Raw genomic sequence first — 12,948 nt, forward strand, 5'->3', positions numbered from 1 at the left:
TGAGCTGACCATTAATTTATTTCCTTTCGTCGAGCAGATCTACATAAAATTGGCCATTTTCATAGCTGCAGAATGATATATTAGATAACTCTTTAAACCCCTCTTTTCTAAGCTCCTGACGCAGCCAAAAGTCACTTTTATTTATCGTTTCCAGATTAGTTTTCTGAATTGTGCCATCTATAATTAAAGGGATCGTAATCCCCCCCTCTTTGCTGTCCTTTTTTTCAAACACTGACAAAGTACCGGAAGATTCAAGGATGGCAAATTCCACATCTGAGATTTTGGCAATATCTTTTTCTCTTAACTGCAGAAGCAGGTCATCAAAGTTATACCGCTGTTTCCTCATGGCATTTTCATCAATTTTTCCTTTATTAATAATAATGGTCGGTTTGCCATCAACGACATCCCTGAACGTTTTGCTCTTCAGGGAAAATAGGGCCAGCACAATCTGCACAACCATCAAAAGGAACATTGGCAGCACATTTTTCAAGATTTCTGAATCCGGAGTTTCAATCGCCACTACTGCAAGTTCAGCAATCATGATATAGACGACTAAATCCAGGATGCTTAATTCACCAATTTCTCTTTTGCCCATTAGTCTAAAAATGAGAAGAATGACTGCATAGAGAAATAATGTTCTTCCTACAATGATTAGATATTCTTCCACTTCTACAGCACTCCTTTTGATGCAATCCTTTATATCCTTCCGCATATTGGAACTTTTATGATTTTATCAGGTTTTTTCTTTGAACATTTTCGATTCTATTTTTTCATTGTATGAATATGCTTGTACTAAGGATTAAGCTGAATAGCCTCTGGGGTCAAAGCTGTTCCTATTTACTGATTCAGAAGGGAGAGGGTCAATATAGAAGAGTCAAAGAACTTCGGGAGCGCCGTACTTTATGGAATTATCGCCATTTTTGCCATTGCTGTAGCGAGCAGTCTCGTTTTTTCACTGCTGCTGCGGTTTACCTCGCTGCAGGAGTCTTCCCTGCAGTATATTATTACTGCTGTTTCGTTTGTTTCTCTTTTTGCGGGCGGGTTCATATCCGGAGGTAAAGGGAAGCAAAAAGGCTGGCTGCTTGGAGGCTTGACAGGCCTTATTTACTCAATCGTTATTTTTCTATTTCAATATTTGGGACATGACAGTTTATTTGATATGGAGCAAATGATATACCACACCTGTTTCACGCTGACAGCAATGATGGGCGGAATATTGGGAGTAAATCTCAACACCAAAAGAACAGCTTAAAAGAAAAGCGGAAGCGCCTTGCCCACCCCCGACACCTCGAGGGGGTAAGCGCTCCTCCTAAAAGCTAACACTTTTAGTCGTGCGATGAATATGCTGTCGAAGCGTTCCTTGTGGAGCTAGACAGTTATCGAAGTTCAAAGTTTTCTTACCATAAAAAAGAAGGTCCTGAAATTCAGGACCTTCTTTTTTTGATATTAAGATTTTGCTAATGCATCGCCAGTTGCCTGCGTTACTTCGCGGATCGCTGCACGATCGTATGTAAGACGGCTTCCGTCACCACATTTAATAACCACTTTGTCTTCGTCGATGGCATCAACGAATCCATGAAGGCCGCCGATTGTAACAACCTTATCTCCCTTTTTCAAATCACTCTGCATTTGCTGAACTGCCTTTTGGCGTTTCTGCTGCGGACGAATTAACAGGAAATAGAATAAAACAAACATCAGCAATAATGGCCCTAATGTTCCTAAAAGCTCCATAGTTTTCCCCCCTTTCAAAGATTGTCCCCCTTTAAGGAAAAGCTGCTCCTTAAATGAACTCTCTTTTTTTATTAAAAGTTCTTCGCGTCAGGCTTATTGAATCCATACCTTTCGAAAAACTCTTCTCTAAAGTCACCCAAACGATCATCTCTGATCGCCTGTCTTACCTGTTCCATTAATTTTAGCAGAAAATAGAGATTATGGTAAGTTGTAAGCCTGATTCCAAATGTTTCGTCACAGCGGATCAAATGCCTGATGTAAGCACGGCTGTAATTGCGGCATGTGTAGCAATCGCAATTCTCATCAATAGGGCCAAAATCTCTTGCAAATTTTGCATTCTTAACAACCAGTCGGCCATTACTTGTCATCAATGTTCCGTTTCTGGCAATCCTTGTAGGAAGAACACAGTCAAACATATCAATCCCTCTGATTGAACCATCAATCAGGGAATCGGGAGATCCTACTCCCATAAGGTATCTTGGCTTATCAGACGGCATAAGCGGTGTTGTGAATTCAAGCACACGGTTCATTACATCTTTAGGCTCGCCCACAGATAAACCGCCCACAGCATACCCTGGGAAATCAAGAGATGTTAAGTCTCTCGCGCTTTGTTTGCGCAGCTCCTCATATTCTCCGCCCTGTATAATTCCGAAGAGTCCCTGATCATTCGGGCGTTTGTGTGCTTGTAAGCAGCGCTCAGCCCAGCGGGAAGTCCGCTCTACTGACTTCTTCATATATTCGAAGGAGGCTGGATAAGGAGGGCATTCATCAAATGCCATCATAATATCTGAACCAAGCGAATTTTGAATATTCATTGCTTTTTCAGGTGATAAAAATAGCTTGTCGCCATTTAAGTGATTCCTGAAATGAACGCCTTCTTCTTCAATCTTACGGAATTCACTAAGACTGAACACTTGAAACCCGCCGGAATCTGTCAAAATGGCCCGGTCCCAATTCATAAACTTATGCAGCCCGCCTGCTTCTTCCACGATTTCCTGACCCGGTCTAAGCCACAGGTGGTAAGTATTGCTCAGAATAATGCCTGCTCCCATTTCCACTAATTCTTCCGGGGACATGGTTTTTACTGTAGCGAGTGTTCCCACGGGCATGAACACAGGGGTTTCAAAAGATCCATGCGGCGTATGAACCCGTCCCAGACGGGCACCAGTTTGCTTACATGTTTTAATTAATTCATAACGAATTGCAGTCAAGTTGCAGTTCTCCTTCCATTTAAAACCTCAAAGCAATTATTTTTGCCTGGCAAAGGCGAAAATAATGCTACAAAATGAGCATAGCATCTCCAAAGCTGAAGAATCGATAACGTTCCTCCACCGCCTGATTATAGGCATTCAGAACGTTCTCACGGCCTGCCAGTGCACTTACAAGCATAATCAAGGTCGATTTAGGCAGATGAAAATTCGTAATCATGCCATCAATCGCTTTAAATTCATAGCCTGGATAAATGAAAATATCTGTCCAGCCGCTTGCTTCCTCAAATCGGCCATTATGCATGGAAGCAATGGTTTCTAAAGTCCTCGTGGATGTAGTCCCCACACTGATAATTCTTCCTCCCTGCTCACGCACTTCATTCAATAGCCGTGCAGTTCCTTCTGTTACCTGGTAAAATTCAGCGTGCATTTCATGCTCATTCAAATCCTCCACACTAACCGGCCTGAAAGTTCCCAGACCAACGTGCAGAGTAATAAAAGCAATATGCACACCCATTTCCTTAATCTCTTCAAGGAGCTGTTCAGTAAAATGAAGGCCTGCTGTAGGAGCTGCAGCAGAACCGCGCTCACGGGCAAACACAGTCTGATAACGGTCACGATCATCAAGCTGCTCCTTAATATAAGGAGGCAATGGCATTTCTCCTAATTGCTCCAGCACCTCATAGAATATCCCGTCATACTTAAACTCCAGTATCCTGCCGCCATGATCTGAAGTTCCAGTGCAAACAGCAGTCAAATTTCCGTTTCCAAACGTTATCTCAGTTCCTTCTTTCACTCTCTTGGCTGGCTTGACCAGCGTTTCCCAGCTATCCCCTTCAAGCTGTTTGAGAAGAAGCACCTCTATTTTCGCACCAGTGCCTGTTTTTTCTCCAAACAGCCTGGCAGGAAGGACCTTTGTGTCGTTCAGCACAAGACAATCTCCAGCTTTGAGATTATTCTTAATATCTTTAAAAACACTATGCTGAATATTTCCGGTTTTTTTATCGAGGACCATTAGCCTGCTGCTTGTCCGATCAGCCAAAGGCGTTTGTGCAATTAATTCCTCAGGCAAATGAAAATCAAACCAATCTACTTTCATGATGTCACCCTCTGTTATTCATATAGACTACCGGAACCTGCCAATAAAATAAAAGATGGCAGAAAGGATAACACTGATCAAAATCGATGTAACGACTGGAAAATAAAATGTCGCATTGCCTTTCTTGATCACTATATCCCCCGGCAGCTTGCCAATATTAATAAACTGGCTTATAAATCCGATGGTAAAAATGATGGCACCAATGACCATCAGCCACTTTGATATGCCGCTCAATCAGCAGGCACCTCCATCTGAAAATGGCGGTACACCAGGTCCGTTACAATTCTTCCTCTTGGTGTCCGCTGAAGAAACCCAATCTGCAATAAATATGGTTCATAAACATCTTCAATCGTGTGCGCTTCTTCCCCAATGGTCGCTGCAATTGTTTCAAGGCCAACAGGTCCGCCGCGGAATTTTTCTATAATCCCTCTTAATAATTTATGGTCAATATGGTCAAGGCCTAAACGGTCAACCTGCAAAAGCTCCAAAGCTTCCTTGGCCAGCGTTTCATCAATCTGACCATCTGCTTTGACCTGGGCAAAATCCCGGACTCTCCGGAGGAGCCTGTTTGCAATTCTAGGTGTGCCTCTTGACCTTCTGGCCACCTCAGTGGCAGCTTTTTGTTCTATACCTGTATCAAGAACCTCAGCTGTACGGACAACAATATCAGTCAGCTGCTCTTCTGAGTAGTATTCAAGCCTGCTGAGCACTCCAAAACGGTCCCTTAACGGAGCCGATAACGACCCTGCCCTTGTAGTCGCGCCAACCAGTGTAAAAGGCGGTAAATCCAGTCTGACTGATCTGGCACTTGGCCCTTTTCCGATGACAATATCCAGACAGAAGTCCTCCATTGCCGGATAAAGAACTTCTTCAATCGAACGCGGCAAGCGATGAATTTCATCAATAAACAGGACGTCACCCGGTTCCAAAGCAGTCAGGATCGCCGCCAAATCACCAGGCCTTTCAATGGCGGGGCCTGCAGTGGTTCTGATATTTACGCCCATTTCATTGGCAATAATGGCAGCCAGTGTAGTTTTACCCAATCCAGGCGGTCCATATAGAAGGACATGATCTAAGGTCTCCTCGCGTATTCTGGCAGCTTTGATAAAGATCTCGAGGTTTTCCTTTACTTTATCCTGTCCAATATACTGCTTTAGTGTCTGCGGGCGCAGACTCTGTTCGAATGAAAGATCCTGAAGATCAGCTTCACCGGATATTATCCGCTCTTCCATACATAATCACCTTCTTAATATCAGCTTAAATGAATCGGACCGCTTCCAATAAATTATAGTTTTAAAAGCTTTTGCAGAGCCTTCTTTATGTATTGGTCCGTTGTAAGCTTTTCCTTCTTCAGTTCCGGTGTAATCTTTTTCAGTTCCTTATCTGAGTAGCCCAGCGCTTTTAATGCAAGCAAAGCTTCTTCCAGGTCCCCCGCAGGCCCGCTTTCAGCCTGAAGTTTATCCGCTGAAAACAGATTAGGGAAAAAGTCAGGTACAATATCCGGCAGCTTCCCTTTCAGATCAAGAATCATTTGTCTCGCTGTTTTCTTTCCGACTCCAGGAAACTTAACGAGGAACGCTTCATCTTCATTTTCAATCGCCTGCACCACCTGTTCCGGTTCACCCGAAGCAAGAATTGCAAGAGCTCCCTTCGGCCCAATGCCGGTAACATTCAGCAGTTTGGTAAACAGGGTCTTCTCCTCCCGAGTCTGAAAACCGTACAATGCCATAATATCTTCCCGTACATAATGATACGTGTATATCCTGACTTCCTGCCCGAACTCCGGGGTATAGCTAAATGGGTTTGGCGTTAAAATCTGATAGCCTATACCGTTGTTTTCAATAACCACATATTCCGGCCCGATAAAATCGAGCTTGCCTCTTACGAATTCATACAATGCCTTTCTCTCCTCCAGTTTAACTGTACCTCATTGTACCATATTCTATTTTAGGCACGAAGAATAAAATGCTGAAGAGGCTGGGGACAGATACATTGCTTGAATCCTATGGTACACAGGACGCTCTATATCAGCCAATGCCTTAAACTCATTCTATAAATTAACGTCCACTTTTATCAATTGCTTCCCGCCTCTTTCAATTCCGAGATAACGCAAAGTTTCAGCAGAAGAATGGTGATTATAGATGGTCATAATGATTGAAATGGCAATCCCTTTTCTATATGCATGATAGCCAAATGTTTTTCGAAGTGTATGCGTGCCGATCTTCCCTGGAATTCCAGCTTCCTTTGCAGCATTATTTATGATCCGATAGGCTTGCTGGCGGGTAATTGGCTGGTTATTCTTTTTCGATTTGAAGAGATAATCACATTCAGAGAAATCATGCTGGGTAAAATATTTTTTCAGTTCTTTTTTCACGCTGTTATTTAAGTAAAATGCTTTATTTTCATCGCCATTGAGATCGTTTAAATAAATAAATTCTTTTATCTCCTTCCCATCCCAAACATCACTAATTTTCAGAGATAGCAAATCACTGACCCTTATGCCCGTATTTATACCTAATACAAAAAGCAAAAGATCCCGCTGTGACTGCTGTCTTAAAATCTCTTTAATTTTATTTATGCTTTTGATGTCCTTGATAGGATCAACATATTCCACAAGATTCCCTCCTGCAACTAATGTTACATAAGTATAAGCTATCAAAAAATAAGTAACATTACAAATGATTATATGTAATTCATTAAAAATAGAAACATGCAAGAGAATCCCATTCCCTTGCATGTTTCACTGCTTTTTCAATTCGCTTGCTTTTCACCGGCAGTATAGCTTTTAAACGTCTCCAGAACTTCCACATATCGATCTTTTGTTACAATGGGGATTCCTTTTTTTAATTCTTCACATTTTGTGCTTTCTAATTTCCCTAAATCGATTTGAAAGAAAGACTGAATGATATTTGTTTTTTGCGGCCTTCCATTGAAAATGGTTAGTGTGCCATCCTCAGTTACACCGAAGTACCCATTTGCTTTTAATAATGGCGATATATCATCCATTTTCCGGCGGAACACCATATAATCTATATCCATATCAACAAGCTGCCATTGATCATATTTAGCCCAGAAATCTTCAAGGGTCCATATGGTTTCCTCTATCGTTTCCTGGCTCACTTCCCCATCCAGATATTCTCTCTCCAAAATGACATCCATCTTAAGCGGACCTTCAATGTGTTTTTCTGCTGCCTCAGCATATACAGAAGTATCCATTGATAAAAAGTTGAATGCATCCGTCTGGAAGAAGGGATAAAAGGAAGCAGCTCCTATTAATAGCAAGCCCCATATGGTTCTCATGATCGATCACCTCGATTAAGTAGTAACTTCTGCAGCATCCGCCTGAGCCTGTTTTCCCAGATCTTTATGATTAGTGTGACCAATATTTTCATGTTTATCCTGAAATAATTTAAATATGTAAAAAGGGGCAAAGCCCAGCAGCTTTGCCCTCTTTGCTAAATCTTTATTTTTCCCTGCGGAATAAACTTTTTAAATCCCAATCAATTTGCTCTCGCGGGCCGCCATCACGAAGATTGTTATCAATGTTTCTTAAACGGCTAAACGTTCCTTCGTCTGTTACCACCGTGGCGGACCTTCCGCGCAAATATGGCTGAACAGCTTCATGAATCGCTTCTTTCGTCTGTTCTTCCTTATCGTAATCATTTAAATCTACAGCAATCAAAACATCGCTTCCATAAGTAACAGACCTGACATCTTCAACGTTTGGAACAGAAGCTGCAACGTTGCCAATTTTTTCAGCAAGCTCACCTTCATAAGCCTGATAATAAGAATTTTTAGCTTGTCGTGTATTGTCATCGAGATGCCCATGATAATTTGCATCGCTATGGCTAAAACGATTATCTCTCTGGAAAAAGCTGCGATCCCTGTCAGCAAGAGGAACAGTAGGGTTTCCAGTATTTTCATTTCTGACTCTTCTTGCATTATTGTCCACTCGGTTGTAGCCGTTATTTTTTCCCTCTCCGCCCAGAGTATGATCCATCATTTCCGTCAGAGGCCCATCATTATCTGTACCATCTTCAACCCGGACATTTCCACCGCGGTTTCCGTGATTTTCATTTGAATAATACCCCATGGGCTGACCAATTTCATTCTTTCGATCAACAGATGCATCTTCATTCGTTCCGCATCCTGCCAATCCCATCGTCATGATGGCAGCCATCGGCACTGCAATTAATTTCTTGTGCAAGCGAAAAACCCCCTCGCTAATATTACAAGCCCTGAGCATTTCTGCTCTTTCTTAGCTTGTGAGCGAAAGGAGGCTTTCATTCTGTCCATTTACGTCCAATTTTTTTGTACATTATTTGTTTTTCTCATTGGCGGCATATTTAAGAGCTTTAATAAAACGCTGTCTCTCAGCAAACTGACCTACAGTTAAATCCAAAACTGGACGAATCTTTACAGAATCAAGATATGTTCTATCCCTTATTACACGATTCCATTCCCTGAATATATCAGTTGGAAATGCCAATGCATGAAGAAAGCCCTTTTCTTCAAGATTGGATTTAAAGATTGGATATTTTCCCAAATCGTCAAATGACCATTTCATAAAAGGGAGGATGCGATTTGCATACTGCAGGTAATCAGAATGAGGAGTACCTATTGCTATCAGGTCAAAATCAAGCAAATATAAAGATTGATCTTTTGCTCTCAGAAAATTATGATGTGCTACATCACCGTGCAGAATAACCTTCCTCCCGGATTGAAAAAGCCAGGCTTCCTCTTCAATGCCTTTTAAGGACCAATCTGCCCAGGCTAATAATTCATTAATAATTTCTTTTTGGACAAAATATCTTATTACAGGGAGATTATTAAGGAAAAGGGTCGCTCTTTCTCTCCACTTGTCCGCCTGCCGATATGCCGGCACAACCGTCTGGTAACGGCTTACAAGCTTCTCTGTAGTATCGTGGAAATTCTTCAGCAAATTCAGCCCTTCCAAACGATCGCTCTTCAAAAAATAGGTGAACACTTCTTCCGAAGGCGGGATGTACTCCATACACCCAAAATATGTCCGGTCAAAAAACAAAGGCGGTTCTTTGGCAACCTCATAAAAAATATATGTTTTTGCAAATCCTTCATTCATTAATGATGAAGTAAATGCCTCCTGAAGCTTTAGCCGGTGATAGGATGAAAATCCTTTCAAAATAAAGATCCGTTCCTGCGTCCTCAATAGATAAACTTTTTTTCTGATCTGCTTTAATTCTTCAATTTTAAAGGGCAGCTGATCTTGCAAATAGGAGAGGAGACGATTTTGAACTAAATCGTCTCCTCCATTATTAACCGTCGTATTCACTGCTTTCGTCAAAGCTTCTTGGCATGCCAAATGCCTCTCCGCCCATTGGGCCAAATCCCGGACCGAATCCTGGTCCTGGACCGAATCCTGGTCCCGGACCGAAACCTGGTCCCGGACCGAATCCTGGTCCCGGACCGAATCCTGGTCCCGGACCGAATCCTGGTCCCGGACCGTAGCCTCCCGGAGCAAATTGCGGTCCTCCACATCCGCAATCATTAGAAGCACCCATTACCGAACCAGGCATTAATGGCTTTTGAGACATACCTGGAGATTCCTCCATTCCCTGCACCTGTGGCATCTGATGCGGCATTTGCATTCCCATGTCTTCCGCACCCATTACACCTGATGGCATTTGATGCGGCATTTGTGGCATCATAGCCCCTTGCACTTGATGCGGCATTTGCATTCCCATATCTTCGGCGCCCATCACACCCGATGGCATTTGATGCGGCATCTGCGGCATCATCGCTCCCTGCACCTGTGGCATCTGATGCGGCATCTGCGGCATCATCGCTCCCTGCACCTGTGGCATCTGATGCGGCATCTGCGGCATCATTGCTCCCTGCACCTGTGGCATCTGATGCGGCATCTGCGGCATCATTGCTCCCTGCATCTGTGGCATCTGATGCGGCATTTGCATTCCCATGTCTTCCGCACCCATTACACCTGATGGCATTTGATGAGGCATCTGCGGCATCATTGCTCCCTGTACCTGTGGCATCTGATGCGGCATCTGCGGCATCATTGCTCCCTGCACCTGTGGCATCTGATGTGGCATCTGCGGCATCATCGCCCCTTGCACTTGATGCGGCATCTGCTGTCCCATATCTTCCCCCATCACACCCGACGGCATTTGAGACATTGGCATGAAAGGCGAAGATTCATCATAATCCGGACTTTCAACTCCAGCCATCATACCCATATGAGGCATTTGATGCTCCGGCATCATCGCTCCCTGCACCTGCGGCATCTGGTGCGGCATTTGCGGCATCATCGCTCCCTGCACCTGCGATCTGGATCTGCGATCATCGCTCCCTGCACCTGTGGCATCTGGTGCGGCATCTGCGGCATCATTGCTCCCTGCACCTGTGGCATCTGGTGCGGCATCTGCGGCATCATCGCTCCCTGCACCTGTGGCATCTGGTGCGGCATCTGCGGCATCATCGCTCCCTGCACCTGTGGCATCTGGTGCGGCATCTGCGGCATCATCGCTCCCTGCACCTGTGGCATCTGGTGGGGCATCTGCGGCATCATCGCTCCTTGTACTTGAGGATAAGGCATTTGCGGGTAACATGGGTTAAAAGGAAACATTGGCTGATATTGACCTCCTTGATGTGTATATAAAGATGATTCGCTTTCCGGCGATTCAGGACTTTCTTGATTCGAAGCCGGCTTTACCTGCGGAAGGATATTGACTGGTTTAGGCGGGAGCTGGGGCTGTGGCTTGGATTCTGATATAGGCAGTGGTTTTTGCTGTGGTTTTGTTTCTGCAGGCTTCAATGGTTTTTCCTTCGCTTTAACCTCTTTAGCCGGAAGCGGTTTCTGCTGCTGCGGTTTAACCTCTTTAGCTGGAAGCGGTTTTTGCTGCTGCGGTTTAACCTCTTTTGCTGGAAGCGGCTTTTGCTGCGGAGCCGGCTGCTGAATATTCATCATATAATAATTATTTATATCAATTTCAGGCATAATAGGCTTTGGCATTTTTGGCGTATAAGGTTTTTTGGGAACTTCTTTTGGTGCAGGCTTAGGCACTTCCTTCGGTATTTCAACCTTTGGCGCCGTTACTTTTGGCATTTCCTTTTTCGGTGCTTCTTTTACCGGCTTTTCCTTAGGTGCTTCAGCTGACGGCATGGTAATAGGTTTCTCTTTGGCAAAAGGGTGTTCTGCTTTTGGCATTTCCTTTTTGGCACCCAAATTTATTTTTGCTTCCGGTTTTCCTCCAATAGGAGCCTCTTTTTTTATTGAGCCCCCGCTTGCAGGAACTTTTATTTTCATACCGGGCATAATCATATCAGGGTTGCTGAGCTGTGTATTCATCTTTTTCAGCTCTTCAAAATTCACGCCGTACTTTTTGGCAATCTTCCAAAGAGTATCCCCTTTCTGTACGATATGGATTTTCACTCTGAATTCCCTCCTATGCGTAAGGTGATACTTCCATCAGTGATGGTTAGTAGAACCAATCGGGCATTTACGGGCATTTCATCCATTTATTTGTAAGGTGCAGATTAGTGCCCGTTAATCGCGATGAGTCCATATAGTGTATGAAGAAATGGGCAAATTGCTAACAATCTACACAAAAAGATATGCATTTCTCCCAGGAATTATGAATCAACGTTTCTTCTAATCCTAGTAACAGCAAAGGGCAGCAAGGCAATAAAAAAATCCTCCCGGCGGGGAGAATTTTTTTATTAGCCTTAGTTTACGCAGAGTGTTTCTGAATGCCCGTGTTAATTTCCGCTGGTTTTAATGAACGGCAAACCTTATGCAAACGCTCATGGACGTTCGAGCATCCTATCTAATGCCAATTTAGCAAATGCTGCTGTTTGTTCTTCAACCTGAATTAGATTTTGGCTTTCGCCCTGCTCGATTGCTTCAAGACACCAAACAAGGTGCGGCAAATCGATCCGGTTCATGGTCAGGCAGGGACACATATGAGGGTTAAGTGAGATGATTTTTTTATCTGGATGCTGGGTGATAATCCTTTTAACCAGATTCATCTCTGTACCGATCGCCCATGCAGACCCAGGTTCTGAATGTTCAATTGCATCTATTATATAATTGGTTGACCCGGCCATATCGGAAAGTTCCACAACTTCCCTTCTGCATTCCGGATGGACAATGATCTTCATTGCCGGATATTGTTCCCGAACTTCTTTGACATTTTCAACAGTAAAGTTTTCATGAACAGAACAATGGCCTTTCCAGAGAATTACTTTAATGTCCTCAAGCGGCCCTTCATATTCCAGCTGATCCGTAATGGGGTTCCATACAGCCATTTCCTCAAGCCCAATTCCGAGGTTATAAGCCGTATTTCTTCCAAGGTGCTGGTCAGGCAGAAATACAATTCTCGGCTTCTGGTCAAACGCCCAGCTCACCATTTTTTCAGCATTCGAAGAAGTAACTGTTGCTCCCCCATGACGGCCTACAAAAGCCTTGATGGCCGCAGTAGAGTTTACGTATGTTAAAGGAAGCATTGTATCGCCAAACACATTCTGCAGCTTCGTCCAGGCTCTTTCTGTTTGGCTGATATCAGCCATATCGGCCATGGAGCAGCCTGCGCGCATATCAGGCAATAGCACTTTTTGACGGGAATCTGTTAAGATATCCGCCGTTTCAGCCATAAAGTGAACTCCGCAAAACACAATATATTCTGCCTCTGAATTTTCCTGTGAAAGCTGGGCAAGCTTTAGTGAATCACCAGTAGCGTCCGCAAACTGGATGACCTCATCCTTCTGATAATGATGACCCGGAATGAACAGCTTATTTCCAAGCTTATTTTTTATTTCTCTTGCTCGATCCTCCAGTTCCTTTACAGTCATCATTCGATATTTTTCCGGAAGAATATTTGTTTGTTTATCTGCAGTCTGAAAAATATTCATTTC

General features: G+C 43.6%; 15 protein-coding genes. 1 reads left to right on the forward strand and 14 read right to left on the reverse strand.

What is annotated here, in order from left to right:
• Positions 1-16: 16 nt before the first annotated feature.
• Positions 17-667 carry a DUF421 domain-containing protein gene (locus IRB79_RS22470; protein ID WP_243505024.1) on the reverse strand — a complete coding sequence of 217 codons (651 nt, stop codon included), beginning with the start codon at positions 665-667 and terminating at the stop codon, positions 17-19.
• A 258-nt stretch (positions 668-925) separates the two neighbouring features.
• Here IRB79_RS22470 and IRB79_RS22475 point away from each other — a divergent pair, with 258 nt between their 5' ends.
• A complete protein-coding gene (locus tag IRB79_RS22475; protein WP_347815362.1) occupies positions 926-1,252 on the forward strand; it encodes a TIGR04086 family membrane protein in 327 nt (108 codons plus the stop codon).
• Positions 1,253-1,446: 194 nt separating this feature from the next.
• Here IRB79_RS22475 and yajC read toward each other — a convergent pair whose 3' ends face one another.
• The 13 genes from yajC to nadA form a co-directional block, all read right to left on the reverse strand.
• Positions 1,447-1,731 carry a preprotein translocase subunit YajC gene (gene yajC / locus IRB79_RS22480; RefSeq protein ID WP_009333093.1) on the reverse strand — a complete coding sequence of 95 codons (285 nt, stop codon included), beginning with the start codon at positions 1,729-1,731 and terminating at the stop codon, positions 1,447-1,449.
• A gap of 71 nt (positions 1,732-1,802) precedes the next feature.
• Entirely contained in the window at positions 1,803-2,942 is a 1,140-nt protein-coding gene (tgt, locus tag IRB79_RS22485) for a tRNA guanosine(34) transglycosylase Tgt (RefSeq protein WP_243505025.1), read from the reverse strand.
• A gap of 67 nt (positions 2,943-3,009) precedes the next feature.
• A complete protein-coding gene (queA, locus tag IRB79_RS22490) occupies positions 3,010-4,038 on the reverse strand; it encodes a tRNA preQ1(34) S-adenosylmethionine ribosyltransferase-isomerase QueA (RefSeq protein WP_243505026.1) in 1,029 nt (342 codons plus the stop codon).
• Between the two features lie 27 nt (positions 4,039-4,065).
• On the reverse strand, positions 4,066-4,272 hold the full coding sequence (locus tag IRB79_RS22495) for a DUF2905 domain-containing protein (RefSeq protein WP_243505027.1): 207 nt from the start codon (positions 4,270-4,272) through the stop codon (positions 4,066-4,068).
• Positions 4,269-5,270, reverse strand: a complete 1,002-nt coding sequence (gene ruvB / locus IRB79_RS22500; RefSeq protein ID WP_243505029.1) for a Holliday junction branch migration DNA helicase RuvB — start codon at positions 5,268-5,270, stop codon at positions 4,269-4,271. The genes IRB79_RS22495 and ruvB overlap by 4 nt, the downstream gene beginning before the upstream one ends.
• A gap of 53 nt (positions 5,271-5,323) precedes the next feature.
• Positions 5,324-5,935, reverse strand: a complete 612-nt coding sequence (ruvA, locus tag IRB79_RS22505; RefSeq protein ID WP_243505030.1) for a Holliday junction branch migration protein RuvA — start codon at positions 5,933-5,935, stop codon at positions 5,324-5,326.
• 153 nt (positions 5,936-6,088) lie between these two features.
• Entirely contained in the window at positions 6,089-6,652 is a 564-nt protein-coding gene (locus tag IRB79_RS22510) for a tyrosine-type recombinase/integrase (protein ID WP_243505031.1), read from the reverse strand.
• A 137-nt stretch (positions 6,653-6,789) separates the two neighbouring features.
• On the reverse strand, positions 6,790-7,338 hold the full coding sequence (locus IRB79_RS22515; RefSeq protein WP_243505033.1) for an intercompartmental signaling factor BofC: 549 nt from the start codon (positions 7,336-7,338) through the stop codon (positions 6,790-6,792).
• 163 nt (positions 7,339-7,501) lie between these two features.
• A complete protein-coding gene (locus tag IRB79_RS22520) occupies positions 7,502-8,245 on the reverse strand; it encodes a YhcN/YlaJ family sporulation lipoprotein (protein ID WP_243505034.1) in 744 nt (247 codons plus the stop codon).
• Between the two features lie 111 nt (positions 8,246-8,356).
• Positions 8,357-9,349: a phosphotransferase gene (locus tag IRB79_RS22525; RefSeq protein WP_243509617.1), complete on the reverse strand. Its 993-nt coding sequence runs from the start codon at positions 9,347-9,349 to the stop codon at positions 8,357-8,359.
• Entirely contained in the window at positions 9,333-10,343 is a 1,011-nt protein-coding gene (locus IRB79_RS22530) for a hypothetical protein (protein WP_243505036.1), read from the reverse strand. Before IRB79_RS22530 ends, IRB79_RS22525 begins: the two co-directional genes overlap by 17 nt.
• Entirely contained in the window at positions 10,340-11,467 is a 1,128-nt protein-coding gene (gene safA, locus IRB79_RS28090) for a SafA/ExsA family spore coat assembly protein (protein WP_279401035.1), read from the reverse strand. The genes IRB79_RS22530 and safA overlap by 4 nt, the downstream gene beginning before the upstream one ends.
• Before the next feature lie 371 nt (positions 11,468-11,838).
• Positions 11,839-12,945, reverse strand: a complete 1,107-nt coding sequence (nadA, locus tag IRB79_RS22540) for a quinolinate synthase NadA (protein ID WP_243505038.1) — start codon at positions 12,943-12,945, stop codon at positions 11,839-11,841.
• Between the last annotated feature and the right edge of the window lie 3 nt (positions 12,946-12,948).

This window comes from Cytobacillus oceanisediminis, assembly GCF_022811925.1.
Taxonomy (GTDB): Bacteria; Bacillota; Bacilli; order Bacillales; family Cytobacillaceae; genus Cytobacillus; species Cytobacillus oceanisediminis_D.